This is a genomic window from Ramlibacter monticola, assembly GCF_016722785.1.
GTDB classification, from domain to species: Bacteria; Pseudomonadota; Gammaproteobacteria; order Burkholderiales; family Burkholderiaceae_C; genus Ramlibacter; species Ramlibacter monticola.
The window spans coordinates 357607-383911 of the sequence record NZ_JAEQNE010000001.1; the positions used below are offsets into that span (position 1 = coordinate 357607).

The window sequence follows — 26305 nt, forward strand, 5'->3', positions numbered from 1 at the left end:
GGGGCCGGGAAAGGCCCCGGCGCCGGGCGGTGCTATCCCGCGCGACGGGGCACGACGAGCACGTCGCAGCCGGCATGCGCCAGCATGTGGCTGGTGGTGCTTCCGAGCAGCATGTCTTCCAGCAGCGACTCGCCCTGCTTGCCGACCGCCACCAGGTCGGCTTGCATCCGTTCGCTGGCACGCAGGGCTTCCCGGCGGATGTCGCCCGGCACGACAACCGACTGCGTGCGATCCGGCGCATCCACGTCCGCCAGCATCTGCTGCATGCGCCCGTAGGCGCCGTCACGGACCTCCCGCCGGTAGGCGGCGATGTCGTTGTCGCTGACGCTGGCCAGCCGCAGCTTGCCTTCGAACGGAATGCTGTAGGCATGCAGCAGGTGCACGGATCCCTGGCGCGCGACGCCGAGCGCGGCGCGCAGCGCGGCCTGGGCCGCGCCGGAGAAGTCGGTGAGCACGAGCGCGCGCGCGTAGGCCCGTTCCGGCGCCCGGTTGACCACCAGCGCGGGACGTTCCGCGGTGCGCACCAGGCGATCGGCGAGCGTTCCGAGGGCGGCCTCGAGCGCTCCGGGCTCGCCGCACGCGCCCAGCACCATCAGGTCGGTGGCGATGCTCGCCTCGTGCACTTCCTCCAGCGGGCGGCCGACCCGCAGCAGCCGCTCCACGCGCACCCCATGGTCCTGCTCGAGCCGCCGGGCCTGGGCTTCCAGCTGCAACCTGGCCTGCTCCTCCAGGGCGGCGCGCAACTCGCGGCCCCTGGCCAACCAGTCCCGCACGGCGAGGAGGGCATCGGGCTCGACCACGTGCAGCAGGATCAGGCGGGCGTCATATTCGGCCGCCAGCATGGCGGCGCGGCGCGCGGCGTGGGTGGCGCCGGCGGAAAAGTCCGTCGCGGCGAGGATGGCGCGGATGGAACGCATGTCTTGTTCTCCTTTCTGGATGACGGAAGGTCTGGCGTGCGCGTGCCTGCGCCCTACTTCCACTCGGGCAAGCGCACCAAGGTGCCCCAGTGCGCCGGGCTCGACGGCGTCGAGGGCACCTGCGGCGCGGGCGCGTCCACCCTCCTCGCGGCTTGCGACCGCACCGGGTGCACCAGCACGTCCGCCGACGCCCGGGCCAGCACGCATTGCGTGAGTCCGCCCAGGAAGTAGCCGGCCAGCAATCCGCGCTGCGCCTTCCCGATCACCAGCAGTTCCGCATCCCACGCCTGCGTGCGGGCGAGCACCACCCGCGCGGCATCGCCGAACGCGATGCTCGCCTCGGCCCCGGATTGGCCGACCTGCGCCGCGGCGACCCGCTGGTGCACCGCGAGCAACGCGGCCTGCGCGCGGTGTTGCCGGTCGAAGCGCAGCGTCAGCTCCGGGCCCTCGAGCTCGCGCAGGATCTTCTCGTCGCCGGCGTCGATCGCGTGCAGCACCTCCAGGCGCGATCCGCGCGACAGCGACGCCGCCAGCGCGATCACGCGCGCCGACTGGTCCCGCACATCCAGCGGCACCAGCACCCGCTGGTACGACGCCAGCGCGGGACGCTTGACCACCAGCACGGGCGAGCGGCACAGGCGGATCAGCCGTTCCGCCTGCGTGCCCATGATCCACTCGCGCAGCGGATTGCGCCGCACGCTGGGCAGCACCATCATCGCTGCATCGCGCGACGCAGCCACCGCGTGTCGCAGGACGTTGCCCTGCACGGCCTCGACAGAGACGTCGACGCGCGTGCGCTGCCGGATGTCCTCGACCAGCTCGCGCAAGGCGGCCTCCTCGCGCGCGAGCACGCGCGGCTGCGGCGCCGGATGCAGGATATTCAGCTTCGCGCCCAGTTCCCGTGCGACCAGCGCCGCGCGCCAGGTCGCGTTGCACCCCGCGGAGGACGCCGCGCCCAGGCACACCACGACGGGAGTGGACTGCGTCGACGGGTTGATCGTCTTCTGCTGCGTCATGGCGCCACCCCGCGCGCGTTGGCGTGCTTCGCGAGCACGGACACGATGCGGGCCGAGTGGACGCGGCCGAACGCGCGCCAGCTCGCCGTCTCGCCCACGGACAGGCCGAACAGGCCCGCCCCGAGCGGCGACAGCACCGAGATGCGGCCGCTGGCGCTGTCGGCGTCCTGCGGGTAGACGAGCGTCACCTGCGTCGGCGGCTCGTCGGCGTCGCCGACGAGGAACACCTGCGCACCCATGGTGACGACACCCGGCGCGACGCTGCTGGAGGCGAGCAGCACGCCCTCGCGCAGGGCGAGCTCCACCTCGCTGGCGCCGGGAAGCTCCGGTCCGCCCTCACGCAGCAGGCGCGTGAGATGAACGTAGTCGGTCTGGGTGACGATGCGTCCGGGTGGACGCGGCACGAAGGATTGCATGAACACACTCCATGGCGGTTCGGCATGCCGCGATGCATCGCGGATGCGAAAGGGGTTTGGCGCGTGGAGTGCCCGGCGATCCCGTGGCGCGGCAGAAGGGAATCGCCGGGCTCAGGAAAGTGCTGCCGTTCGTGCAGGAGTGAAGCGAGTTCGTGTCACGGCCCAAGTCTATGTGCGTCCCGCCGGCGCGGCCAGGCGCCTGCGCAATGCCCCTCGATCCCTTGCCAGAATGGGCCGCATCCGCGGTGGCGCGCCTATACTGCACGCATGACACGCCTCACCTGCCACACCGGGTTCGCCGATGCGACGCGCCACCAGCGCGCGCTCGCGCCCATGCTGGCGGGCCTGCAGCGAACGCCCGCACATTCCTGAGCCCGGCGGTCGCCCCCTTCTCCCCTTCAGCGCATCCATCGACCACCGGGCCAAGCCCGCCGCGCGCCTGCGGACCGCTTTCGCCCAGCGACGGTCCGTGTTCGATTGGAGTGCCATCCATGCGTGCCCCGCATTCCGGTGAGCGCAAGCTCACCGAGCTCGATTCCGTCCGCCTGCGCAAGCTCACCGCTGCGGGCGCGTTCCCGCAGCTCGCCGACATCCTGGACGACGCGCAGCTGCTGCCGTCCCACGCGATCCCGCCCGACGTGGTGACGATGTACGCGCGCTTCGTGATCCGCGACCTCAAGCTGCAGCGGCGCCAGATTCTGGTCGTGTGCTATCCCGCCGATGCCGATCCCTCCACCGGATCGATCTCCGTGCTGTCGCCGGCAGGCATGGGCCTGATCGGCCGCACCGTCGGCGCGCTCGCCCAATGGACCGGCCCGGGTGGCGAAGAGACCGTGGCCCAGATCGAAGGGATCCTGTTCCAGCCGGAGGCGACCGGCGACTACGTGACGTAGTCGCCGCGCTCCTCGCTTCCGCTCCCCTGCCCGACCGGGGCGTCACGCCCGGCGCGGCCTCACCTGGAACACGCCATGAGCATCAAGTCCATCCTTGCCCTCACCGATCTTTCCGCGCGGGAAGACGTCGCCGTGCAGCGGGCCGGCCAGCTCGCCGAGATGCACCGCGCCGCCATCAAGCTGCTGTACGTGCCCACGCACGGGCAGCCCGCACAACCCGGCGCCCCTGCGCGCCTGGCCGACATGGCCCGCCGGCTCGAGGACCGCCTCGGGCTGCGGGTCAGGACGGCGAGCGCCAGGGCCTTCGAGCTGGAGGAGCTCGCCGCGGAAGCGCGCGGGGCGGACCTCGTGGTTCTGCCGCATCGCCACGAGCGCACCACGGCGGCCTTCTTTCGCGGCCAGCCGGTGCTGCGCCTGCTGCGGCGCTGCCGCTGTCCCGTGCTCGTCGCGCGCCAGCCGTTCGCCGGGCCTTATCGGCACATCCTGGTCGCGGTCGACTTCTCCGCGGCATCGCAGGCGCTGGTGAAGCTGGCCGGCAAGCTCGAACCGCGTGCGGGTCTGGAGCTGTTCCACGCGATCAGCACGCTGGAGGAGTCGAAGCTGCGCTCCGCCGAGGCGCCCGAAGTCGCCGTGCGTGCCTATCGGCAGAAGCGCCTGCGCGACGCGCGGCAGCGGATCGTGGCGCTCACCGATTCCTTCGATGCGCGCAGGAACCGCGTGCTCACCGCGATCGGACGGGGCGACCCGGGGCGGCAGACCGTGATCCAGCAGGAGCACTCGGGTGCGGATCTCGTCGTGCTGGGCAAGAGCCGCAGCAGCGCATGGGAGGACTTCCTCTGTGGCAGCGTCGCGCATCGCGTCCTGAGCTGGGGCACCAGCGACGTCCTGCTGGTGCCGCAGGCCTGGCTGCAGGCGACCGCGCCGGTCGCCGCGCGCCGCATCGGCAGCGGCATCGCACGCCCCGCGCTGCCCATGCGCCCCGCCGAAAGGAGCGCGTCATGAGCTTTCCCGCAGCATTGACCCGCGACGACATGGAGGCCCTGGACACGCTGGACCTGCTGCCGCTTCGCCAGAGGGTGGGCGCGACCCACGGCAAGCCGCTCGCGGCGGGCGGCCACAGCCTGCTGGACGCGCTTTCGCGGCCGGATCGCTTCCGCATCCTGCGCCACGGCGCCGGCGGGCAGATCCTGGCGCGCAACGGCCTCGCCTTGGCCGAAGCGCAGCACCTGCTGCGGCAAGCGTACGGCGCGGCCATCGCGTTCGGAAGCCCGACCGTCCACACGGTGACGGATCGCGCGACCGGACAGGTGCTGGCGCCCCTGATGTTCCTGCGCATCGCCGCGCCGCGCGCGTACCGGCAGGACCTGGTGCAGCTGCTCGCACGATGTTCGCCGCAACAGGGCACGGCAAGCTTCGAAGGCAACCGGGTCGTGGTGCGGGCGGAGCTCCCCCTGGCGCGCCTGATCGGACTGGAGCGAGAGGTCCTCGACCGCACGGAGGGCGCGGCGGACGTCCTGTGCCGGCTCGCACGCTACGGCCCCGTTCCGGGGCATGCGGGGGAGGGTCTGCGGGCATGAACCAGGAAGACATCGCCCTGCTCCTGGCCGTGATCGGAGGCGCCTGCCTGGCGACGGCCTGGATCGGCCGCCGCACGGGGGATGCGGTCCGGGATGTCCGGCTGGCGCTCGGCACCGGCAGCGTCGTGCTGGCGTGCGGCGCGCTGGCGCTGATTGCGCAGGCGTGGTGACCGGCGGGGCGTGAAAGCGGCCCGCCGGCCCGCACTCGAAACTACACTCGCGCATGTCCCTGTGGTGGGCCATCCTGCTTCCCTTCGGCGCCGGCGTGCTGGCCGCGGTGTTGCCCACGCGGGCGCGCAACCAGGAAGCGCTGCTGGCCGGCGCAGTGATGCTGGCGGTGGCCATCGCGCTGGGGCTGCAGTACCCGCGCGTGGCAGCCGGCGAGGTGCTGCGCGACAAGGTCGCCTGGCTCCCCAGTCTCGGCGTGGACCTGGTGCTTCGCGTGGACGGCTTCGCGTGGATGTTCGCGATGCTGGTCAGCGTGATCGGCGCGCTGGTCGTTCTCTATGCGCGCTACTACCTCTCGGCCCGCGATCCCGCCGCGCGCTTCTACTCGCTGCTGCTCGGGTTCATGGGCGCGATGCTGGGCGTGGTGCTCTCGGGCAACCTGCTGCAGCTGGTGATGTTCTGGGAACTCACCAGCCTGTTCTCCTTCCTGCTGATCGGGTACTGGCACGACCGCAGGGACGCGCGGCGCGGCGCGCGCATCGCCTTCGTGGTCACGGCCACGGGCGGGCTCGCGCTGCTGGCCGGCGTCGTGCTGCTCGGGCACGTGGTGGGCAGCTACGAGCTGGATGCGGTGCTGGCCGCCGGCGACCAGCTGCGCTCGCATCCGCTCTATCTCGCGATCCTGGTGCTGGTCCTGCTGGGCGCGCTGACCAAGAGCGCGCAGTTCCCGTTCCACTTCTGGCTGCCGCATGCGATGACGGCGCCGACGCCGGTGTCGGCCTACCTCCATTCGGCCACGCTGGTGAAGGCCGGCGTGTTCCTGATGGCGCGCCTGTGGCCGGTGCTGGCCGGCACGGATGCCTGGTTCTTCCTGGTTGGCGGCGCGGGCCTGGTCACCCTCGTGCTCGGGGCCTACCTGGCGATGTTCCAGGACGACCTCAAGGGGGTGCTCGCCTATTCGACGATCAGCCACCTGGGGCTGATCACCCTGCTGCTCGGCCTCGACAGCCCGCTGGCGGCCGTCGCGGCCGTGTTCCACGTGATGAATCACGCGACCTTCAAGGCCTCCCTGTTCATGGCCGTGGGCATCATCGACCACGAGACCGGCACGCGCGACATGCGCAGGCTGCATGGCCTCTACGCCGCGATGCCGCGCACGGCGATCCTCGCCATCATCGCCTGCGCCGCGATGGGGGGCGTGCCGCTGCTGAACGGGTTTCTCTCCAAGGAGATGTTCTTCGCCGAAACGGTGCTGGTGCGGTTCACCCCCGCCGTGGAATTCGGCCTGCCGCTGGCCGCCACGCTGGCCGGCGTGTTCGCGGTGGTGTATTCGCTGCGCATCGGGCACCACGTGTTCTTCGGCACGGCGGCGCGCGACACGCCGCGCACGCCGCACGAACCGGTGCGCTGGATGCGGCTGCCCATGGGGCTGCTGGTGCTTGCCTGCCTCGTCGTGGGCATCGTGCCGAACCTCTCGATCGGCGGCATCCTGCAGGTCGCGGCCCGGCCGGTGACGGGCGGGATCCTGCCGGAGTACAGCCTGGGCGTCTGGCACGGGTTCACCGCTCCGCTCGCCATGAGCCTCGTGGCGCTCTCCGGCGGCACGTGGATGTACCTGCTGCTCGCGCGGCAGCGCCGGGCGGGCCGGCTGAAGTCCGCGCCTCTGCTCGGAAGGCTCGACGGAAAGCGCGCGTTCGAGTGGCTGCTGGCCGCGCTCATGGGCGGCGCGCGCCGCGTCCTGCGCCGCACCAGCAGCCGGCACCTGCAGCAGCAGGTGCTGTGGATGGCGATGGCCGCCGGCGCGGCGGCGCTGGTGTCCGCGCTGGCCGTCCCGCTCGAATGGGGTTCGCGGCCGCGCGTGCCGGTCACGTTCGATTTCGCGCTGCTGTGGCTGGTGGGCGCGGCCGCGGCCATCGGCGCAGCCTGGCAGGCCATGTTCCATCGGCTGTTCGCGCTGGTCCTGCTCGGTGTCGTCGGCCTCGTGGTGGTCGTCACCTTCGCCTGGTTCTCCGCGCCGGACCTGGCGTTGACGCAGATCGCCGTGGAAGCGGTCACGATCGTGCTGTTCCTGCTCGGACTGCGCTGGCTGCCCAAGCAGCTCCGGGACGACGAGGGCGTCGCCTTGCGCGCGCGGTGGCGGCGCGGGCGCGACCTGGTGCTGGCGCTGGCGCTCGGCGCCGGCCTGGCCGCGGTTTCCTACGCGCTGCTCACGCGCACGGGCGCGCAGAGCATCTCGCCCTTCTTCCTGGAAAAGGCGCTTCCCGAAGGCGGCGGCACCAACGTGGTCAACGTGATGCTGGTGGACTTCCGCGCCTTCGACACCCTGGGCGAGATCACGGTCCTCGCCGCCGTGGGCCTGACCGTGTATGCGCTGCTGAGGCGCTTCCGGCCGCCGCAGGAACTCACCCGCCTGCCCCCGCAGCAGCGGGCCGCCCCGCCGGGCACCGCCCCGGACCTGGTGAAGCCGCAGGAACTGGCGGAGGGCGAAGACCCGGCGCAGGGCTACCTGCTGGTGCCCGGCGTGCTGGTGCGCCTCACGCTGCCGATCGCCCTCGTCGTGGCCCTGCACCTGTTCCTGCGCGGGCACAACCTGCCGGGCGGCGGCTTCGTGGCCGGCCTCACCGTCACCATCGCGCTCATCGCGCAGTACCTGGTGGGCGGAACGGAGTGGGTCGAGGACCGCCTGAACCTGCACCCGCCGACCTGGATCGCGGCCGGGCTGCTCGGCGCCGCGCTCACGGGCGTCGGATCGCTCCCGCTCGGGTACCCCCTGCTCACCACGCATACCGCGCACCTCACCTTGCCGCTGATCGGCGAACTGCACCTGCCCAGTGCCACCTTCTTCGATCTCGGCGTGTTCCTGGTGGTGCTGGGATCGTCCATGCTGCTGCTCACCGCGCTGGCCCACCAGTCGTTGCGCGCGCGCCGCCGCGGACCGGGAAGGCCCACCTGATGGAGATCGTGATCGCCCTGGCCATCGGCGTGCTGACCTCCGCCGGAGTCTGGCTGGTGCTGCGCCCGCGCACCTTCCAGGTCCTGGTCGGCCTGTCGCTGCTGTCGTATGCCACCAACCTGTTCATCTTCAGCGTGGGCAGCCTGTCGATCGCCAGCGAGCCGATCGTGCGGCCCGGACTCGCGCCCGACCTGGTGCAGTACACCGATCCCTTGCCGCAGTCCCTGGTGCTCACGGCCATCGTGATCGGCTTCGCCACCACCGCGCTGTTCCTGGTCGTGCTGCTCGCGTTGCGCGGCCTCACGGACAGCGACCACGTCGACGGCGAGGAGGAGCCGCCATGAACGGGGCTCTCGCCGCGGGCGCCCACCTCGTCGTCGCGCCGGTGCTGCTGCCACTTGCGACGGCGGCTTTGCTGCTGGTCGTGGCCAACCGGCGTGCCCAGGCGGCAGTGAACCTGGTGTCCACGCTGGCGAGCCTGCTGCTGGCTGCGTCCCTGCTGGCCACCAGCGGCTCGCATCCGGCGGGACTGGCCGTCTACCTTCCCGGCAACTGGCCCGTGCCCTTCGGGATCGTGCTGGTGCTGGACCCGCTCGCCGCGGGACTGCTGCTGCTGGCGGCGTGCGCGGGCCTGGCCGCGCTGCTGTTCTCGCTCGCCCGCTGGCACCGCGCCAGCGTGCACTTCCACCCGCTGCTGCAACTGCAGCTGATGGGCCTCAACGGCGCCTTCCTCACCGGCGACCTGTTCAACCTGTTCGTGTTCTTCGAGGTGCTGCTGGCCGCCTCCTACGGCCTGCTGCTGCATGGCGGCGGCGCCAGCCGCGTGCGGCCCGGTCTGCACTACATCGCCGTCAACCTGCTGGCGTCCTTCCTGCTCCTGATCGGCGTGGCACTCCTCTATGGCGTGACGGGAACGCTGAACATGGCGGACATCGCGCTGAAGCTGCCGCTGGTCCCGAAGCAGGACCGCGGCCTGCTGCACGCGGCGGCGGCCTTGCTGGCGGTGGCCTTCCTCGCCAAGGCGGCGTTCTGGCCGCTCAACTTCTGGCTGCCCTCCGCGTACGCGGCGGCAAGCGCGCCCTCGGCCGCCATGTTCGCGCCGCTCACCAAGGTCGGCGTCTATGCGGTGCTGCGGCTGTGGACGCTGTGTTTCCACGAGAGCGCGGGCGCGTCCGCCCACTTCGGCGGCACGCTGCTGGTGTGGGGCGGGCTCGCCACCCTGGCCTTCGGCTCGGCCGGCATGCTGCGCTCGCAGCAGCTCGGGCGGCTGGCGGGCTACAGCATCATCGCTTCGTCGGGCACCGTGCTCGCGGCCGCTGGCCTCGACGTTCCGGCCCTCACGGCCGGCGCATTGTTCTACCTCGGGAGCTCCACCCTCGCGGCGGCGGCCTTGTTCCTCCTCGCGGAGCTGGTGGAGCGGGGCCGCCAGGTCGAGGTCGATCCGCCCGTCCCCGACCTCGGCGAACGACTGCGGGCCTTCGGCGAACCCGCGCCGGCCGACGTGAACCTGGACGACCGGCAGGTGCCGATGGTGGGCCGCGTGATTCCGGGCGCGGTCGCGTTCCTGGGCGCGAGCTTCCTCCTGTGCACGCTGGTGGTCGCGGGGCTGCCGCCGCTTTCGGGCTTCGTCGGCAAGCTGGCGATGCTGCGTGCCCTGGTCGACACGCGCGGCCTGCCCGCGGGCGTGCTGTTCGTGCTGCTGATCGTCTCCAGCCTCACCGCGTCCATCGCCCTGCTGCGCGCCTTCGTCGCGCACTTCTGGGCCGCCCACGGCCGCCCGGCGCAGCCGCTGCGCACGGTCGAAGTGCTGCCGGTCACGCTGCTGCTCGCCGGGTGCGTGCTGCTGGCGGCGGGCGGCGAGCCTGCGCTGCGCTTCGCGGGCGACGCGGCCGCCGGGCTGCACACGCCGCAGGCGTACATCGATGCCGTGCTGGGAATGCGGCCGGTCCCCGTACCGGTGGAGGCCGGGCGATGAGGCGCCGGATCGCCTCGCTGCCGCTCGCGGCCAGCCTGTGGGCCCTTTGGCTGCTGCTGAACGACTCGCTCTCGCCGGGCCATCTCCTGCTCGGGCTCGTGGTGGCACTGGTGGTGCCGCGGCTCACCGCGCAGCTGCGCCCGCCCGGTCCGGGCGTGCGCCATCCGCTCGTGCTGGCGCGCCTGATCGCGCACGTCGGGGCGGACGTCGTCGTGTCCGCGTTGGGGGTCGCCCGCGGCATCCTTCGCTCCGGGGCACGGCCGCTGCGCCCCGCGTTCGTCAAGGTGCCGCTCGATCTGCGCGACGCGCACGGCCTCGCCGCCCTTTCCATGATCACCGCGGTCGTGCCGGGCACGGTATGGTGCGAGCTGAGCGCGGATCGCGGCGAACTGCTGATCCACGTCTTCGACCTGGAAAGCGAGGCCGCCTTCATCGCCGAATACAAGGCGCGCTACGAACTGCCGCTGCGGGAGATCTTCGAATGAGCTTTCTGGACCTGTCGATCACGGCGACGCTGGTGCTGTACGGCCTCGCCATGGGCCTGGTGCTGCTGCGCCTGATGCGCGGGCCGCGCGCGCAGGACCGCGTCGTCGCGCTCGACTTCCTCTCGGTGGTGGCGCTGCTGGCGATGCTGGTGCTGGCGATCCGCTACCGCAGCCCCAGCTACTTCGAGGGCGCGCTGATGATGGCGCTGTTCGGCTTCCTGGCTTCCTCGGTGCTGGCGAAATTCCTGCTGCGCGGCGAGGTGATCGAATGATCGTCGACCTGGTGGTTTCCTTGCTGCTGCTGGCGAGCGGCATCCTCGTGCTCACGGCAGCCGCGGGGCTGTGGCGCCTGCAGGACTTCTTCTTGCGCCTGCACGCCGCGGCCCTTCCGAACACCCTTGCGAGCTGGGCGGTCGCGCTGGCCTCGGCGATCCACCTGACGGCCGGCACCGGGCGGCTGGCGCTGCACCATTGGGTGATCGTCATCCTGCTCTCGATCACCGCGCCCATCACCACGATGCTGGTGGCGCGCGCCGCCCTGTTCCGCTGGCGCGCGCATTCAGCGGACGGTACCAAGCCCAAGTAGCTCACTTCATTCAGCGCGGCCGCTGCAACGAGCACACAGGGAACGTGATTTGCGAGTGCCCGCCGGTTCCCCCGCCCCGGTTTTCCACACTTTTTCCACGCCCCAAAGACAAACGCCACCCGAAGGTGGCGCAAGTCATTGAATTCATTGGTGGGTGATACATGGATCGAACATGTGACCCCTGCCGTGTGAAGGCAGTGCTCTACCGCTGAGCTAATCACCCGTTGCCGTGTGGCAAGTCTGCGATTATGCCACAGCGGAAATGGGGACCTGACGCCACACTGTCTTCCCGCCGCTGGCCTTGTCCAACTGCTTCAGGACTTCCTCGTGGGCGGCCGCCTCCTGCTCGCTGGCCAGCAGCACCGGCAGCGTGAACTGGCGCAGGTCGACCCGGGTGACGATGGCGCCCGGCGCCCCGCTCTCCACTTCGTCGATCAGGAGGGCGTCCTGGCCGCGCGTCATGTTGATGTAGACGTCGGCCAGCAGCTCGGCATCCAGCAGGGCGCCGTGCAGAGTGCGGCCGGAGTTGTCCACCTCCAGGCGGTCGCACAGGGCGTCCAGGCTGTTGCGCTTGCCGGGGAACATCTCCTTGGCCATCGCCAGGCTGTCGACCACCCGGCTCACGTGGCCGGTGAAGGGCGGGCGCCCGAGCAGTTCCAGCTCCTTGTTCAGGAAGCCGATGTCGAAGGCGGCGTTGTGGATGATGATCTCGGCGCCGGCGACGTAGTCCATCAGTTCGTCCGCCACGGCGGCGAACTTGGGCTTGTCGCGCAGGAATTCGTTGCTGATGCCGTGGACCTTCAGGGCGTCCTCGTGGGAGTCGCGCTCCGGGTTCAGGTACCAGTGCTTGTTGTTGCCCGTCAGCTTGCGGGCGAACAGTTCTACGCAGCCGATTTCGATGATCCGGTCGCCGCCTTCTGCGGACAAACCCGTGGTTTCGGTGTCGAGGACGATCTGGCGCATGGGCCGGGATTATCCTTCACCGCATGTTCGACCTGACCGACAGGATCGCGCTCGTCACCGGCGGCAACGGTGGCATCGGCCTCGGGATGGCGCGGGGCCTGGGCCGCGCCGGCGCCACGATCGTCGTCGTGGGCCGGAACGAGGAGAAATGCGCGGGGGCGTTGCGCGAATTGCAGTCCCTGGGCATCCGCGCCGAGGCGCTGCCCACCGACGTCACCGACGAAGCCGCGGTGCAGCGCCTGTTCGCCCAGGTGCAGGCCCGCCACGGGCGGCTGGACATCCTGGTGAACAACGCCGGTGGCACCGTGCGCAAGGCCCCGCAGGACTTCACGCTGGCCGAATGGCACGGCGTGATGGACGTGAACCTGAACAGCATGTTCCTGTGCGCCCGCGCCGCCTACCCCCTCATGGCGCAGGCCGGCGGCGGCAAGATCATCAACATCGCTTCCATCCTGTCGATCTTCGGGGCGCCCTACGCGACGGCGTATTGCGCCAGCAAGGGCGGGATCGTGCAGTTCACGAAGTCGCTGGCGATCGCCTGGGCGAAGGACGGGATCCAGGTGAATGCCGTGCTTCCGGGCTGGATCGACACCGACCTCACCGTGGGCGCCCGCGCGCAGGTGCCCGGCCTGAACGAGCGGGTGCTGGCGCGCACGCCGGCCGGCCGCTGGGGCAAGCCGGAAGACCTGGCCGGCATCGCCGTGTTCCTGGCCAGCGCGGCGAGCGATTTCGTCACGGGTGCGGCAATCCCCGTAGACGGCGGCTACTCGGTCGCGTAAAAGCTCCGGACGCCCTGGATTCCCGCCCGCGCGGGCAGGACGGTGCTGGCGATTTCCGCGCAGTTCCACGAACCCCGAGGAGAACGACATGACCGCAGTTTCCGAGAGCCGCCGCCGCTTCGTGGCGCAGGCCGGCGCCGCCGCCTCGGCCCTGGCCTTCCCGCTGGTGGGCGGCGCGCAGCCGAAGACCGTGCGCGTCGGCGTGCTCCATCCCGTCACCGGGGCCCTCGCCTACTCCGGCCAGCAGTGCCGCGAAGGCGCGCTGATGGCCATCGACGACATCAACAAGGCGGGCGGCATCAAGTCCCTGGGCGGAGCGAAGATCGAGCCCCTGCTGGGGGACGCCCAGTCGACGCCCGCCGCCGGCTCCGCCGAGATCGAGAAGATGAACGAGGCGGGCGTCAGCGCGGTGGTCGGCGCCTATGCATCGGCCATCTGCCTGGCGACCACGCAGGCGGCGGCCAAGTACAACCTGCCGCACGTCGTCGACGTCGGCGTGGCCGACCAGATCGTGGAACGGGGACTCAAGAACACCTTCCGCTTCGCCCCGGGCTACAAGAAGTGCGCCGAGATCGCGCTGGCCAACCTGCACGTGCTGAACACGGCCGCCGGCAAGCCCGCGAAGAGCGTGATGATCATCCACGAGGAATCCCTCTTCGGCACCGGCACGGCCAACCTGCTCGCGCGCGAGCTGCCCGGCTTCGGCTACGAGGTGAAGGAGGTGGTCAAGCACGCCAACCCCACGCGCGACTTCAACAACATCGTGCTGCGGATGAAGGCGCTCAACCCCGACCTCGTCATCCCCGCCAACTACTACAACGAATACGCCCTGCTGGTGCGCACGATGCAGCAGCAGGGCGTGCGCCCCAAGGCGATCTATTCCGTGCTGGGCGGCGCGGCCTCGAGCTACAAGTTCGTCAAGGAATTCCCGCAGGCCGCCAACGGCATCATCGACTGCAACCATTGGTTCAACCCCAAGGACAAGCGCAGCTTCGAGCTGCGCAAGCGCACCGAGGCGAAGAACCTGTTCTACAGCTACGAGGTCTTCCTCACCTACACCGCGATGCGCCTGCTGGCCGACGCGCTGGAGCGGGCGAAGTCCGCCGACCGGGCCGCCATCGTCAACGCGCTGGAAACGAGCACCTTCTCGGACCACTTCCTGCCCTACGGGCCGACGAAGTTCGTCAACGGCCAGAACACCGGCGCGCAGCCGCTCATGACCCAGGTGCTGGGCAACGACATCAAGGTGATCGTGCCGCGCGACTACCGCGAGGCCGATCCGGTCTTCCCGCTCCGGTCGGCCTGAAGCGCGGGGCCGCGTGCTCGAGCCCGGCATCCTGTTCGCGGCCGTGCTCAACGGCCTGACCACCGGCGCGGTGTACGCGCTGGTGGCGCTGGGCCTGACGCTGATCTACGGCGTGCTGCACATCGTCAACTTCGCGCACGGGGCGGCGCTGATGATGGCGCTGTACGGGGTGTATTACCTGAAGCAGGCGCTCGGGCTCGACCCGTATCTCGCGCTGCTGCCGATGGTGGCGGTGATGTTCGTCGCCGGCTACGCGCTGCAGCGCTGCATCGTCAACCACGCCAGCCACGGCAAGGACGAGAACATCCTGCTGGTGACGCTGGGCCTGTCCATCGTGCTGGAGAACGTGGCGCTGCTCGCCTTCAGGTCCGACACGCGCACCATCGACACGCCCTACACCCTGGACACCGTCGCCATCGGCCCGGCGGCGATCGCCGTGCCCAAGGTGGTGGCCTTCTTCGGCGCCCTCGTCGCCTCGGCGCTGCTGCTGTGGATCGTGCGGCGCACCGACCTCGGACGCGCGATCCGCGCCGTGGCGAAGGAAAGGCAGGGCGCCCGGCTGGTCGGGATCGACGTGGACCATGTCTACGCCATGAGCTTCGGCATCGGCCTCGGCTGCCTCGGCGCCGCGGCCTGCTTCCTGCTGCCCGCCTACTACGTCAATCCGCAGGTGGGCAACGGCTTCGTGCTGGTGGCCTTCACCATCGTGGTGCTGGGCGGCATGGGCAGCTTCGCCGGGGCGCTGCTCGGAGGACTCCTGATCGGGGTGGTGGAATCGCTGGGTGGCCTGTGGTTCGGCGAGTCGCTGGGGCAGATCGGGATCTTCCTGCTGTTCATCGCCGTGCTGCTGTTCCGGCCGCAGGGCCTGTTCGGGGCGAAGGCGTGAGCGGCCGCCGCGACCTGCTGCAGATCGCGGTGTTCGCGCTGGCGGTGCTGCTGCTCGCAGCGACGGCTCGCTCCGGCGTGGTGCTGAACCTGGCGATGATGGCGCTGTACGGTGCGCTGATGGCCGTCGCCTGGAACCTGCTGGGCGGCTACGGCGGCCAGTTCTCCTTTGGCCACGCGCTCTTCTTCGGGACCGGCGCCTACGCGCAGGCCATCGCGCAGGTGCATGGCGGCATCCCTCCCTGGGTCGCGCTGCCGCTGGCGGTCGCGGCGGCCGCGCTGGTGGGCCTGTTCTTCGGCGCCCTGTCCTTCCGCTATGGGCTGAAGGGCTCCTACTTCGCGCTGGTCACGCTGGCGTTCGCCGAGGTGTTCCGCATCGTCTCGCTCTCGGTGCCCTTCACCGGCGCCGGCGTCGGCCTGATGGTGCCGCTGAAGGCCGGCGTGGCCAACCTGCAGTTCGCGGACCGTGCCGGCTACGTCGTGCTCGCGCTCGGCCTGCTGGTGCCGGGCCTGCTCGTCACGAGCTGGCTGCGCCACTCGCGCTTCGGCGCCTGGCTGCAGGCGGTGCGGGACAACGAGGACGCGGCCCGCGCCGTCGGCGTCGATCCCTTCCGGGCCAAGCTGGGCGCCATCGGGCTCTCAGGCGCGCTGATGGGAGCGGCCGGCGCCTTCTACGTGCAGGTCTTCCAGTACCTCGATCCCGGCATCGCCTATGGGCCGCACACCTCGGTGGAGGCGCTGGTGGCCGCCATCGTGGGCGGGTTGGGCACCCTGTGGGGGCCGGTGCTGGGCGCGCTCGTGCTGCACCTGCTGGGCGAGCTCACGCGCAACCTGTTCGGCGGCCTGCCCGGGCTCAATATGGTCATCTACGGGACGGTCCTGATCCTGATCGTGATGTTCGCGCCGCGGGGGCTGCTGGGCGTGGGCCAGTCGGTGCGCTGCCTCTGGGCCGGCCCGCGCACGCCGCTGCCGGAGCCGGAGCCGCGGGAGCGCCTGCATGGCTAGCCCGCTGCTGCGCGTGCAGGGCCTCGCCAAGTCCTTCGGCGGGCTGGCGGCCGTGCAGGACGTGTCCCTGGACCTGCCGGAGGGCCGCCTCGCGGCGCTCATCGGGCCCAACGGCGCCGGCAAGACCACCTTGTTCGCGCTCGTCTCCGGCTTCCTGCGCCCGGACGCGGGCAGCGTGGCGTTCGCCGGCGCGGACATCACGGGCCAGCCGCCGCACCTGAACGCGCGCCGCGGCATGACGCGCACCTTCCAGATCGTGCAGCCCTTCGCCTCGCAGACGGTGCGCGAGAACATCGCGGTCGGCGCCCACCTGCACTGCGCCGACCGGCGCGAGGCCCTGGCCCGGGCCGAGGCGGTGGCGCAGCGCGTCGGCCTCGCGGCCCAGTTGCACAAGCCCGCGGGCGAGCTCACGGTGGCCGGCCGCAAGCGGCTCGAACTGGCGCGCGCGCTCGCCACCCGGCCGCGGCTGCTGCTGCTCGACGAAGTGCTGGCGGGCCTCAATCCGCAGGAAGTGGCCGAGATGCTGCCGGTGGTCCGGGAGATCGCCGCCGGCGGAGTCGGCGTGCTGATGATCGAGCACGTGATGCAGGCCGTCATGCACCTCGCGCAGCACGTCTGGGTGCTGGCGCAGGGCCGCATGATCGCTTCCGGCACGCCGGAGGAAGTGACCCGCGACCCCCGGGTGATCGAGGCCTACCTGGGGCACGGCACGGCCCGGCGGCTGGCGCAAGGAGCCGTCCGGTGAGCGACGCCCTGCTCTCCGTGCGCGGCCTGCGCAGCGGCTACGGCCCCGTCGAGGTGCTGAGGGGGATCGACCTCGACATCGCGCCCGGCGAGATCGTGGCCCTGCTCGGAAGCAACGGCGCCGGCAAGACGACCTTCAACCAGACGGTCAGCGCCCTGCTGCCGGCCCGCGCCGGCAGCATCTGCTTCGACGGCCGCGACATCACCCGCGCCCATTACCGCGAGGTGGTCGCGCGCGGGCTGATCCACGTGCCCGAAGGACGCCGCATCTTCCCCAACCTCTCGGTGCTGGAGAACCTGGTGCTGGGCGCGTTCGCGCGCGGCCGCGCCCAGCGCGCCGTCAACCTGGAGCGCGTGTTCGACATCTTTCCGCGCCTGCGCGAGCGCACGGCACAGGTCGCCGGCACGCTCAGCGGCGGGGAGCAGCAGATGCTGGCGATCGGCCGCGGGCTCATGGGCGAGCCGCGCCTGCTGATCCTCGACGAGCCTTCGCTGGGGCTGTCGCCGCGGCTGGTGGAGGAGCTGTTCGGGCTGATCGCCCGGCTGCACGCGCAGGGGCTCGCCATCCTGCTCGTGGAACAGAACGTCGCGCAGTCGCTGGAGATCGCGCAGCGCGCCTGCGTGATGGAGAACGGCGCGATCCGGTTTTCCGGCACCGGCGCGGAACTGCTCGCCAGCGACCGCCTGCGCCAGGCGTACCTCGGAGTGTGAAGCCATGGACTACGACCTTTTGATCCGCAACGTCCGTGTCGTGCGCCCGCACGGCAACGGGGTGCACGAGAGCGACATCGCGATCCGCGACGGCAGGTTCGCGCGCGTGGCGCCGGGAATCGATCCCGCGTCGGCAAGGCAGGTGCACGAAGGCGGCGGCCTGCTCGCCTTCCCCGGCGTCGTCGATGCCCACATGCACAGCGGCATCTACTCGCCGCTGGCGGAGGACGCGGTGAGCGAGTCCAGGGCGGCGGCCATGGGCGGGGTGACGTCCAGCCTGAACTACTTCCGCACCGGCCAGTACTACCTGAACAAGGGCGGCCCCTACGCCGACTTCTTCCCCGAGGTGCTGCAGGTCTCGAAGGACCGCTTCCACGTGGACTACGGCTACCACCTGGCACCCATGGACGGTACGCACATCTCCGAGATCCCGATGCTGGTGGAGAAGCACGGCGTGGCCAGCTTCAAGATCTTCATGTTCTACGGCTCGCACGGGCTGCACGGCGCCAGCGATTCGCAGCGGCAGTTCCTCATGATCGCCGACGACCAGCGCTACGACTACGCGCACTTCGAGTTCGTCATGCGCGGCGTGCAGACGGCGCGCGAGCGCTTCCCCGAGCGGGCGCACCAGATCTCGCTGTCGCTGCACTGCGAGACGGCGGAGATCATGACGGCCTACACCCGGATCGTCGAGAAGGACGCCTCGCTGAAGGGCCTGGCCGCCTACAGCGCCTCGCGGCCGCAGCACTCCGAGGGCCTGGCGGTGTTCATCGCGAGCTACCTCGCGCACGAGACGGCGCTGCCCACGATCAACCTGCTGCACCTGAGCTCGCGCAAGGCGGTGCAGGCGGCGCTGATGATGGCCGACGTGTTCCCGCACATCGACTTCCGGCGCGAGGTGACGATCGGGCACCTGATGCTGGACATCCACTCGCCGGCGGCGGAGCTGGCCAAGGTCAATCCGCCGATCCGCCCGCGCGAGGACGTCGAGTTCCTCTGGCAGGCGCTGCTCGCGGGCGAGCTGGACTGGGTCGTGTCCGACCACGCCTGCTGCCGCCACGAGAGCAAGATCCCCAGCCGCTACTTCGGCAACATCTGGATGGCCAAGAGCGGCTTCGGCGGCACCGAGTACCTGCTGCCGGCCCTGGTGAGCGAGGGCACCCGCCGCGGCATGGGCTACAACCACATGGCGCGCGTCACGAGCTGGACGCCGGCGCAGCGCTTCGGGCTGAACCGCAAGGGCGACATCGCGGAGGGCTACGACGCCGACCTCGCGCTGGTCGACCCGAACCGGACCTGGACCATCCGCGCGAGCGAGTCGCCCTCGACCCAGGGCTACACGCCTTTCGAGGGGATCGAGCTGTCGGCGCGGGTGGAGGCGACGTTCCTGCGCGGTGGGCAGGTCTACGCGCACGACCGCGGGGTGATCGGCGCGCCGCGCGGCCAGTACCTGTTCCGCCCGACGGACTGAAGAATGGACAGCGCGATCCGGGTGGTGCGCACGGAAAGGCTGGAGGCCGCCGTGCAGGTGCCGGTGGCGATCGTCGGGGGCGGCGCCTGCGGCCTCACGGCGGCGATCGCGCTGGCAGACGCCGGTATCGCCTGCATGGTGCTGGAGCGCGACGCGACGCCGAGCGGCTCGACGGCCTTGTCCTCCGGCTTCATCCCCGCCGCCGGCACGCAGGTGCAGCGGGCGCAGGGCATCGCCGACAGCCCCGCGCTGTTCGCCGGGGACATCCGCCAGAAGGCACGCGGGACGGCGGCGGAACACCTGGTTGCCGCCTACGCGCAGGCGGCGGCTCCCGCCCTCGACGCCCTCGCCGCGCACGGGCTGCGCTTCGACGTGCTCACCGGCTTCCTCTATCCGGGACATGGCCTGCACCGGATGCACAGCCTGCCGCAGCGCACCGGCGCGGCGCTGGTCGCCGCCCTGCTGGAGGCGGCGAAGGCGGCGGGGATCGACGTCCTGGGCTCGGCCCGCGTCGTCGAACTCCACGCCGATGCGCAGGACCGCATCCTCGGCGTCGGCATCGAGCGTCCCGGGGGCGCCATCGAAACCCTGGCCTGCGAGGTGCTGCTGCTCGCCTGCAACGGCTTCGGTGGCCATCCGCGGCTCGTGCGCGAGCTCCTGCCGGAGATGCGGGGCGCGGTCTTCGCGGGGCACACCGGCAACGACGGCAGCGCGATCCTCTGGGGCCGGCAGCTCGGGGCGGCGCTGGCCGACCTGGGTGGCTACCAGGGCCATGGTTCCTGGGTGGTGCCGCAGGGTGCGCTCATGACCTGGGCCGTGATGATGGAAGGGGGCGTGCAGCTCAACGCGCGCGGCGAGCGCTTCCACGAGGAGACGCAGGGCTATTCGGAAGCGGCGGTGGAGGTGCTGGCGCAGCCGGGGGGGATCGCGTGGAACGTGTTCGGCGATGCGCAGCTCGCGCTGGCGCGGGAGTTCCCCGATTTCCGGGAGGCCGAGAAGGCCGGCGCGGTGCGAACCGCGCAGGATCGCCACGGATTGGCGCGCATCGTCGGCTGCGCAGCCGCGGCGCTCGCGCCGGAGATCGAGCGCTTCGGTCCGCCCTTCCATGCGGTGCGGGTGACGGGTGCCCTGTTCCATACGCAGGGCGGGCTCGACATCGACGCGGAGTGCCGCGTCCGGCGGCCCGACGGCTCCGTGCTCCCCAACCTGCTGGCCGCGGGCGGGGCCGCGCGCGGCGTAAGCGGGAACGCGGCGTGGGGCTATCTGTCCGGCAACGGGCTGCTCAGCGCGGTGGCGGGAGGCTGGATCGCGGCGCGGACGGCCGCGGACGAGCTCAGTGCTTCTCTTTCGCGTGGTTGATCGAGTACTTCGGGATCTCGACCACCAGGTCCTTCTGCGCCAGGATCGCCTGGCAGGACAGGCGCGATTCGGCTTCCAGGCCCCAGGCCCGGTCCAGCAGGTCTTCCTCGTTCTCGTCCATCTCGTTGAGCGAGCGGAAGCCCTCGCGCACGATCACGTGGCAGGTCGTGCAGGCGCAGCTCATGTCGCAGGCGTGTTCGACCTGGATGCCGTTGTCCAGCAGCGCTTCGCAGATCGAGGTACCGGGCGGCGCCGTCACTTCCGCGCCGTTGGGGCAGTACTCGGGATGGGGCAGGATCTTGATGGTGGGCATAGGTGGAGGGTCGTCCTGCCTCAAATGGATTCCAGGTTGCGGCCTGCAAGGGCCTTGCGGATGCCTTCGTTCATGCGCTGCGCGGCGAAGGCCTCGGTGCCCTTGGCCAGCGCCTGCACGGCGGCCTCGACCACGGCGGCATCCTCGCTCGCCTTCGCGGTCTCGGCCAGGGCGGCCATCAGCGCCTCGATGTCCTGGCGCTCCCCCGCGGGGAGCAGGTGGCCGTCCGCATCGAGCGCGCTTTGCGTGGCGAGCAGCATGCGCTCGGCGTCGACCCGCGCCTCGGTGAGCGCGCGGGCCCGCATGTCGGCCTCGGCGGTCGTGAAGCTCTCGCGCAGCATGCGCGCGATCTCGGCGTCCGACAGGCCGTAGGAGGGCTTCACCTCGATCCGCGCCTCCACGCCGCTGCCCTGTTCGCGCGCCGACACGTTCAGCAGGCCGTCGGCGTCGATCGTGAAGGTCACGCGGATGCGCGCGGCGCCGGCGGCCATCGGCGGGATGCCGCGCAGCTCGAAGCGCGCCAGGCTGCGGCAGTCGGCCACCAGGTCGCGCTCGCCCTGCACCACGTGGATCGCCATCGCGGTCTGGCCGTCCTTGAAGGTGGTGAAGTCCTGCGCCTTGGCGGTCGGGATGGTCTCGTTGCGCGGCACGATGCGCTCGACCAGCCCGCCCATGGTCTCGATGCCCAGCGACAGGGGGATCACGTCCAGCAGCAGCAGGTCGCCCTGCGGGTTGTTGCCGGCCAGCTGGTTGGCCTGGATGGAGGCGCCCAGCGCCACCACCTCGTCCGGGTTCAGGTTGATCAGGGGCTCGCGGCCGAAGAATTCCGCCACGGCGCGGCGCACCTGCGGCATGCGGGTGGAGCCGCCCACCAGCACCACGCCCTGCACCTCGTCGCGCTGCAGCTTCGCGTCGCGCACGGCCTTGCGCACCGCGGTGAGCGTGCGGGCCGTCAGCTCCTTCGTGACCGCCTCGAAATCTCCGCGCGCCACTCGCATCTGCGCGGACCGGCCGCCGAGCGCGAGCGGCACGTCCACCGCCTCCTCGTCGGACAGGCGTTCCTTCAGCTCGCGCGCCAGCATCTTGATGGCGGCCTTGTCGGAGGCGGTTTCCGCCGCGAGCCCCGACTGCTGCTGCAGCCAGTCGGCCAGCGCCCGGTCGTAGTCGTCGCCGCCCAGCGCGGAATCGCCGCCGGTGGACACCACCTCGAACACGCCGCGCGACAGGCGCAGGATGGAGATGTCGAAGGTGCCGCCGCCGAGGTCGTAGACGGCGTAGAGGCCCTCGCTGCCGTTGTCCAGCCCGTAGGCGATGGCGGCGGCGGTCGGCTCGTTGATCAGCCGCAGCACGTTCAGGCCCGCGAGCTGCGCGGCGTCCTTGGTCGCCTGGCGCTGGGCCTCGTCGAAGTACGCCGGCACGGTGATCACGGCGCCGTACAGGTCCGCGTTGAAGGTGTCCTCGGCGCGGTAGCGCAGCGTGGCCAGGATCTCGGCGCTCACTTCCACCGGCGACTTCGGCCCTTCGCGGGTCTGCAGCTTCACCATGCCCGGCTCGTCCAGGAAGCCGTACGGCAGCTTGCCGCGGCTGGCGATGTCGGCCAGGCCCCGGCCCATGAAGCGCTTGACGGAGGCGATGGTGTTCTCGGGATCCCCCGCCTGCGCCGGGATGGCCTCCCAGCCGATCTGGCGGCGGCCCTCGCCGAGGTAGCGCACCACGGAAGGCAGGAGCACGCGGCCCTGCCCGTCGGGCAGGCATTCGGCCACGCCGTGGCGGACGGAGGCGACCAGCGAATGCGTGGTGCCGAGGTCGATGCCGACGGCGATGCGGCGCTGGTGGGGATCGGGCGAGGCGCCGGGTTCGGAAATCTGCAGCAGGGACATGGCTTGTGCGGTGAACCCGCTATTGTCCCAGTTGCGCGAGCCGCGCCTCGATGTCGCCGCCAAAGCGCTCGACGAACATGAGGGCTCTGACCTGTTGCGCCGCGCCCTGCGGGTCGTTCTCCACGTCCAGCAGCTCGTGGATGCGCCCCAGCATCTCGCGCCGCCGCTTCAGCACGCGGTCGGTCAGCGCGTCGAGCTCTTCCTCGCTGTCGGCCTCCTCGAGCGCCTCCCGCCAGTCCATCTGCTCCAGCAGGAACTCGCCGGGCATGGCGGTGTTGCTGTGCTTCTCGATCGGCGCGCCCCGCAGCTCGCACAGGTACTCGGCGCGCCTGAGGGGGTCCTTCAGGCGCTGGTAGGCCTCGTTGATGCGCACCGACCACTGCAGGGCGAGGCGCTGCGCGGCAGCGCCCTGGCCGGCGAACTTGTCCGGGTGCGCCTCGCGTTGCAGGTCCTTCCAGCGCGCGTCGATCCCGGCGCGATCCTGCTCGAAGCGCTGCGGCAGGCCGAACAGTTGGAAGTCGCTGTAACTCAGGTCCATCGCGTCAGCAAAAAAACGCCGCCCGTGCGGCGGCTTGTTCCAGTGCCACCGCGGCACCGGCTGGGCCGGGCCGCTGGTGGCGCCCCCTCGAGGGGGAGGCGCCGCAGGCGCCGCGGGGGGGAGTCAAACCCTGAAGGACTCTCCGCATCCGCAGCGGTCGCGTTCGTTGGGGTTGTTGAACCGGAAGCCCTCGTTGAGGCCCTCGCGCACGAAGTCCAGCTCCGTGCCGTCGATGTAGGCCAGGCTCTTCGGATCCACGAGCAGCTTCACGCCGTGGTTCTCGAACACGACGTCTTCCGGCGCCACCTCGTCCACGTACTCCAGCTTGTACGCGAGCCCCGAGCACCCGGTGGTCTTGACGCCGAGGCGTACGCCCACGCCCTTGCCCCGCCTGGCAAGGTAGCGTGAGACATGCCGCGCCGCGGCTTCGGTGAGCGAAACGGCCATCTTCAGTTCGAATGCTTCTTCTTGTAGTCCTCGACGGCGGCCTTGATCGCGTCCTCGGCGAGGATCGAGCAGTGGATCTTCACCGGCGGCAGCGCGAGTTCCTCGGCGATCTGGCTGTTCTTGATCGACGCGGCCTGGTCCAGCGTCTTGCCCTTGACCCATTCGGTCACGAGCGAGCTGGAGGCGATGGCCGAGCCGCAGCCGTAGGTCTTGAAGCGGGCATCCTCGATCACGCCGGTGGCCGGGTTGACCTTGATCTGCAGCTTCATGACGTCGCCGCAGGCGGGCGCGCCCACCATGCCGGTGCCGACGTCCTCGTCGCCCTTCGCGAACGAGCCCACGTTGCGCGGGTTCTCGTAATGCTCGACGACCTTCTGCGAATAAGACATTGGGTACTCCTGTTCCTCTCTTTAGTGAGCCGTCCACTGGATGGTGGCCAGGTCGATGCCGTCCTGGTACATCTCCCACAGCGGGCTCAGCTCGCGCAGCTTCGCGACGTTCTGCCTGATCGTCGAAACCGCGTAGTCGATTTCCTCTTCCGTCGTGAAACGGCCGATGGTCATGCGCAGGCTGCTGTGCGCCAGTTCGTCGCTGCGGCCCAGCGCGCGCAGCACGTAGCTTGGCTCCAGCGACGCGGACGTGCAGGCCGAGCCCGAAGAGACCGCGAGGCCCTTGATGCCCATGATCAGCGACTCGCCCTCGACGAAGTTGAAGCTCATGTTCAGGTTGTGCGGCACCCGGTGCTCCAGGTGGCCGTTGATGAAGACCTGTTCGACGTCCTTCAGGCCATCGAGCAGGCGCTTCTGCAACTTGCGCACGTGCTCCAGGTCCTTCTGCATCTCTTCCCGGGCGATGCGGAAGGCCTCGCCCATGCCGACGATCTGGTGCGTGGGCAGCGTGCCGGAGCGCATGCCGCGCTCGTGGCCGCCGCCGTGCATCTGCGCTTCCAGGCGAACGCGCGGCTTGCGGCGCACGTACAGCGCGCCGATGCCCTTGGGGCCGTAGGTCTTGTGCGACGCCAGGCTCATGAGGTCCACCGGCAGCTTCGCCAGGTCGATCTGCACCTTGCCCGTGGCCTGCGCGGCGTCGACGTGGAACAGCACGCCCTTCTCGCGGCAGAGCGCGCCGAGCGTGGGGATGTCCTGCACGACGCCGATCTCGTTGTTCACGAACATCACCGAGGCGAGGATCGTGTCGGGACGCAGCGCCGCCTTGAACCGCTCCAGGTCCAGCATGCCGTCTTCCTGCACGTCGAGGTAGGTGACCTCGAAGCCCTGGCGCTCCAGCTCGCGCATGGTGTCGAGCACCGCCTTGTGCTCGGTCTTCACCGTGATCAGGTGCTTGCCGCGCGACTTGTAGAAGTGCGCGGCGCCCTTCAGCGCGAGGTTGTTGGATTCGGTGGCGCCCGAGGTCCAGACGATCTCGCGCGGATCCGCCCCGATCAGGTCGGCCACCTGCTGGCGCGCTTTCTCCACGGCCTCTTCGGCCTCCCAGCCCCACGCGTGGCTGCGCGAGGCCGGATTGCCGAAGTGCTCGCGCAACCAGGGGACCATGGCGTCGACCACGCGCGGATCGACCGGCGTCGTCGCGCCGTAGTCCATGTAGATCGGGAAATGGGGCGTCATGTCCATGTGCGTATGGATCCGTCTCGTGCTGCTGTTATTGCTTGGCGAAGGAGTTGCCCAGCGCGAACACCGAGTTCGGCGCGTTCACGCGGATGGGCTTCACCACCGGGGCGCTGGAGATCGCCCGCTTGGTCGCCGGCTTGTCCTCGACCTGCACGCCCTTGGCGAGCTGGTCGTCCACCAGCTTCTGCAGCGTGATCGAGTCGAGGAATTCCACCATGCGCTGGTTCAGCGCCGCCCACAGTTCGTGGGTCATGCAGCGCCCGCCGTCGCCCTGGCAGTTCTCCTTGCCGCCGCACTGGGTGGCATCGATCGGCTCGTCGACCGAGACGATGATGTCGGCGACGGTGATCTCGGCCGCCTTGCGGCCCAGCGTGTAGCCGCCGCCGGGCCCGCGGGTGGATTCCACCAGCTCGTGCCGACGCAGCTTGCCGAACAGCTGCTCGAGATAGGAGAGCGAGATCTGCTGGCGCTGGCTGATCGCCGCCAGGGTGACGGGCCCATTGTTCTGGCGCAGCGCCAGATCGATCATCGCGGTGACCGCAAAGCGGCCTTTGGTAGTGAGACGCATCGCTAGCTCCTTCCTGCTGGCTTGCATGCCGTACCCCGCGCAGCGCCCGCCACGCAAGGTCGTCTCCACCCATCTGAATTTCCGGCTGTGTTGCTGTGCCGGCCCTCGGCCGACCGTGCGTGGGTCGGCTGTTTTCTAGATTTCCTGGGTTCCTGACTGTTTCCGTCAAGTATAGCAGAAAACCCGTCCCGGAACTCGGGTACTCAGGTTTTTTTGCGCTGCATCAAGGCGCGTGCCGATTGAGTTCGCCGCGGATGTGTTCCAACAGTCCGGCACAGGCGGCCTCGACATGGTCCAGCACCATCTCGAATCCGCGGCTCCCCCCATAGTACGGGTCGGCCACGACATCGCCAAGGCCGGGTGGCGCGAACTCCATCAGGCGCCGGAGCTTGTGCCGGTGCTCCGGCGGGCAGTCGTCCTGCAGCAGGGCCAGGTTGTTCCAGTCCATCGCCAGGATGAGGTCGAAGTGCGCGAAGTCCGGCTCCTGCACCTGCCGCGCCCGGAGGTCGGACAGCTCGTAGCCGCGCAGGGCAGCGTGGTGGCAGCTGCGCTCGTCCGGCGGCGAACCGACGTGGTAGTCGTGCGTGCCGGCCGAGTCGACGCGGATCCGGTCCTGCAAGCCGGCCTGGCGCACGAGGTGCCGGAACACGCCTTCGGCGGTGGGGCTGCGGCACAGGTTGCCCATGCAGACGAAGAGAACGCTGAACTTCATGGCGGAAGTG

At 70.5% G+C, this 26305-nt stretch carries 30 protein-coding genes and 1 tRNA gene; 18 read left to right on the top strand and 13 right to left on the bottom strand.

The features are described 5' to 3' along the window. Positions 1-32: 32 nt before the first annotated feature. The 3 genes from JJ685_RS01605 to JJ685_RS01615 are packed head-to-tail and all read right to left on the bottom strand — an operon-like array spanning position 33 to position 2349. A complete protein-coding gene (locus tag JJ685_RS01605; protein WP_201672424.1) occupies positions 33-917 on the bottom strand; it encodes a universal stress protein in 885 nt (294 codons plus the stop codon). Between the two features lie 53 nt (positions 918-970). Beyond that, a complete protein-coding gene (locus tag JJ685_RS01610; RefSeq protein ID WP_201672425.1) occupies positions 971-1933 on the bottom strand; it encodes a universal stress protein in 963 nt (320 codons plus the stop codon). Then, the gene (locus JJ685_RS01615; RefSeq protein WP_201672426.1) at positions 1930-2349 is read right to left on the bottom strand and encodes a GreA/GreB family elongation factor; all 420 of its coding nucleotides are present in this window, start codon (positions 2347-2349) and stop codon (positions 1930-1932) included. Before JJ685_RS01615 ends, JJ685_RS01610 begins: the two co-directional genes overlap by 4 nt. A gap of 491 nt (positions 2350-2840) precedes the next feature. Between JJ685_RS01615 and JJ685_RS01620 the strand changes: the two genes are divergently transcribed. The 10 genes from JJ685_RS01620 to JJ685_RS01665 all read left to right on the top strand — a co-directional run bounded on the left by JJ685_RS01620 (position 2841) and on the right by JJ685_RS01665 (position 10986). Further along, on the top strand, positions 2841-3242 hold the full coding sequence (locus JJ685_RS01620) for a GreA/GreB family elongation factor (RefSeq protein ID WP_201672427.1): 402 nt from the start codon (positions 2841-2843) through the stop codon (positions 3240-3242). 75 nt (positions 3243-3317) lie between these two features. After that, positions 3318-4244 (top strand): universal stress protein, encoded by a 927-nt coding sequence (locus JJ685_RS01625; RefSeq protein ID WP_201672428.1) that lies wholly within the window; start codon positions 3318-3320, stop codon positions 4242-4244. Continuing rightward, complete coding sequence (locus tag JJ685_RS01630; RefSeq protein ID WP_201672429.1) at positions 4241-4819, top strand: hypothetical protein; 579 nt, start codon at positions 4241-4243, stop codon at positions 4817-4819. Before JJ685_RS01625 ends, JJ685_RS01630 begins: the two co-directional genes overlap by 4 nt. Next, a complete protein-coding gene (locus JJ685_RS01635; protein WP_201672430.1) occupies positions 4816-4989 on the top strand; it encodes a hypothetical protein in 174 nt (57 codons plus the stop codon). Before JJ685_RS01630 ends, JJ685_RS01635 begins: the two co-directional genes overlap by 4 nt. Before the next feature lie 53 nt (positions 4990-5042). Then, the gene (locus JJ685_RS01640) at positions 5043-7940 is read left to right on the top strand and encodes a monovalent cation/H+ antiporter subunit A (RefSeq protein WP_201672431.1); all 2898 of its coding nucleotides are present in this window, start codon (positions 5043-5045) and stop codon (positions 7938-7940) included. Further along, on the top strand, positions 7940-8284 hold the full coding sequence (locus JJ685_RS01645) for a Na+/H+ antiporter subunit C (protein ID WP_201672432.1): 345 nt from the start codon (positions 7940-7942) through the stop codon (positions 8282-8284). The genes JJ685_RS01640 and JJ685_RS01645 overlap by 1 nt, the downstream gene beginning before the upstream one ends. Beyond that, positions 8281-9915 (top strand): monovalent cation/H+ antiporter subunit D, encoded by a 1635-nt coding sequence (locus tag JJ685_RS01650; RefSeq protein ID WP_201672433.1) that lies wholly within the window; start codon positions 8281-8283, stop codon positions 9913-9915. Before JJ685_RS01645 ends, JJ685_RS01650 begins: the two co-directional genes overlap by 4 nt. Continuing rightward, positions 9912-10400, top strand: coding sequence for a Na+/H+ antiporter subunit E (locus tag JJ685_RS01655; protein ID WP_201672434.1), 489 nt, complete (start codon positions 9912-9914; stop codon positions 10398-10400). The genes JJ685_RS01650 and JJ685_RS01655 overlap by 4 nt, the downstream gene beginning before the upstream one ends. Further along, positions 10397-10672 carry a K+/H+ antiporter subunit F gene (locus tag JJ685_RS01660; protein WP_201672435.1) on the top strand — a complete coding sequence of 92 codons (276 nt, stop codon included), beginning with the start codon at positions 10397-10399 and terminating at the stop codon, positions 10670-10672. Before JJ685_RS01655 ends, JJ685_RS01660 begins: the two co-directional genes overlap by 4 nt. Then, complete coding sequence (locus JJ685_RS01665) at positions 10669-10986, top strand: monovalent cation/H(+) antiporter subunit G (RefSeq protein WP_201672436.1); 318 nt, start codon at positions 10669-10671, stop codon at positions 10984-10986. The genes JJ685_RS01660 and JJ685_RS01665 overlap by 4 nt, the downstream gene beginning before the upstream one ends. A gap of 148 nt (positions 10987-11134) precedes the next feature. On the opposite strand, the gene JJ685_RS01670 is transcribed toward JJ685_RS01665, so the two are convergent. Both JJ685_RS01670 and dnaQ read right to left on the bottom strand, forming a co-directional pair. Further along, positions 11135-11209 (bottom strand) — tRNA-Val (locus JJ685_RS01670). Between the two features lie 23 nt (positions 11210-11232). After that, positions 11233-11949 (bottom strand): DNA polymerase III subunit epsilon, encoded by a 717-nt coding sequence (gene dnaQ, locus JJ685_RS01675; RefSeq protein WP_201672437.1) that lies wholly within the window; start codon positions 11947-11949, stop codon positions 11233-11235. Positions 11950-11972: 23 nt separating this feature from the next. On the opposite strand from dnaQ, the gene JJ685_RS01680 reads away from it, so the two are divergent. The 8 genes from JJ685_RS01680 to JJ685_RS01715 all read left to right on the top strand — a co-directional run bounded on the left by JJ685_RS01680 (position 11973) and on the right by JJ685_RS01715 (position 20209). Further along, positions 11973-12728, top strand: a complete 756-nt coding sequence (locus tag JJ685_RS01680) for an SDR family NAD(P)-dependent oxidoreductase (protein ID WP_201672438.1) — start codon at positions 11973-11975, stop codon at positions 12726-12728. An 88-nt stretch (positions 12729-12816) separates the two neighbouring features. Then, on the top strand, positions 12817-14034 hold the full coding sequence (locus JJ685_RS01685) for an ABC transporter substrate-binding protein (RefSeq protein WP_201672439.1): 1218 nt from the start codon (positions 12817-12819) through the stop codon (positions 14032-14034). A 13-nt stretch (positions 14035-14047) separates the two neighbouring features. Further along, positions 14048-14920, top strand: coding sequence for a branched-chain amino acid ABC transporter permease (locus JJ685_RS01690; protein WP_201672440.1), 873 nt, complete (start codon positions 14048-14050; stop codon positions 14918-14920). Further along, positions 14917-15924 carry a branched-chain amino acid ABC transporter permease gene (locus JJ685_RS01695; RefSeq protein ID WP_330901687.1) on the top strand — a complete coding sequence of 336 codons (1008 nt, stop codon included), beginning with the start codon at positions 14917-14919 and terminating at the stop codon, positions 15922-15924. The genes JJ685_RS01690 and JJ685_RS01695 overlap by 4 nt, the downstream gene beginning before the upstream one ends. Continuing rightward, positions 15917-16669 carry an ABC transporter ATP-binding protein gene (locus tag JJ685_RS01700; RefSeq protein ID WP_201672441.1) on the top strand — a complete coding sequence of 251 codons (753 nt, stop codon included), beginning with the start codon at positions 15917-15919 and terminating at the stop codon, positions 16667-16669. Before JJ685_RS01695 ends, JJ685_RS01700 begins: the two co-directional genes overlap by 8 nt. Beyond that, on the top strand, positions 16666-17379 hold the full coding sequence (locus JJ685_RS01705) for an ABC transporter ATP-binding protein (RefSeq protein WP_201672442.1): 714 nt from the start codon (positions 16666-16668) through the stop codon (positions 17377-17379). Before JJ685_RS01700 ends, JJ685_RS01705 begins: the two co-directional genes overlap by 4 nt. A 4-nt stretch (positions 17380-17383) precedes the next feature. After that, positions 17384-18850: a dihydroorotase gene (locus JJ685_RS01710; protein ID WP_201672443.1), complete on the top strand. Its 1467-nt coding sequence runs from the start codon at positions 17384-17386 to the stop codon at positions 18848-18850. A 3-nt stretch (positions 18851-18853) separates the two neighbouring features. After that, positions 18854-20209 (top strand): FAD-dependent oxidoreductase, encoded by a 1356-nt coding sequence (locus JJ685_RS01715; RefSeq protein ID WP_201672444.1) that lies wholly within the window; start codon positions 18854-18856, stop codon positions 20207-20209. Here the strand turns inward: JJ685_RS01715 and fdx are convergent. The 8 genes from fdx to JJ685_RS01755 form a co-directional block, all read right to left on the bottom strand. Beyond that, positions 20184-20522 carry an ISC system 2Fe-2S type ferredoxin gene (fdx, locus tag JJ685_RS01720; RefSeq protein WP_201672445.1) on the bottom strand — a complete coding sequence of 113 codons (339 nt, stop codon included), beginning with the start codon at positions 20520-20522 and terminating at the stop codon, positions 20184-20186. The genes JJ685_RS01715 and fdx overlap by 26 nt on opposite strands. Positions 20523-20542: 20 nt before the next feature. Then, complete coding sequence (gene hscA / locus JJ685_RS01725) at positions 20543-22402, bottom strand: Fe-S protein assembly chaperone HscA (protein WP_201672446.1); 1860 nt, start codon at positions 22400-22402, stop codon at positions 20543-20545. 19 nt (positions 22403-22421) lie between these two features. Next, a complete protein-coding gene (gene hscB, locus JJ685_RS01730) occupies positions 22422-22940 on the bottom strand; it encodes a Fe-S protein assembly co-chaperone HscB (RefSeq protein ID WP_201672447.1) in 519 nt (172 codons plus the stop codon). 123 nt (positions 22941-23063) lie between these two features. Continuing rightward, a complete protein-coding gene (gene iscA, locus JJ685_RS01735; protein WP_201672448.1) occupies positions 23064-23387 on the bottom strand; it encodes an iron-sulfur cluster assembly protein IscA in 324 nt (107 codons plus the stop codon). A gap of 2 nt (positions 23388-23389) precedes the next feature. Next, positions 23390-23776 carry a Fe-S cluster assembly scaffold IscU gene (iscU, locus tag JJ685_RS01740; RefSeq protein ID WP_201672449.1) on the bottom strand — a complete coding sequence of 129 codons (387 nt, stop codon included), beginning with the start codon at positions 23774-23776 and terminating at the stop codon, positions 23390-23392. A 21-nt stretch (positions 23777-23797) separates the two neighbouring features. Further along, positions 23798-25018 carry an IscS subfamily cysteine desulfurase gene (locus JJ685_RS01745; RefSeq protein WP_201672450.1) on the bottom strand — a complete coding sequence of 407 codons (1221 nt, stop codon included), beginning with the start codon at positions 25016-25018 and terminating at the stop codon, positions 23798-23800. 28 nt (positions 25019-25046) lie between these two features. Then, positions 25047-25583, bottom strand: coding sequence for a Fe-S cluster assembly transcriptional regulator IscR (gene iscR / locus JJ685_RS01750; protein ID WP_201672451.1), 537 nt, complete (start codon positions 25581-25583; stop codon positions 25047-25049). Positions 25584-25806: 223 nt separating this feature from the next. Next, positions 25807-26295, bottom strand: coding sequence for a low molecular weight protein-tyrosine-phosphatase (locus JJ685_RS01755; RefSeq protein ID WP_201672452.1), 489 nt, complete (start codon positions 26293-26295; stop codon positions 25807-25809). Between the last annotated feature and the right edge of the window lie 10 nt (positions 26296-26305).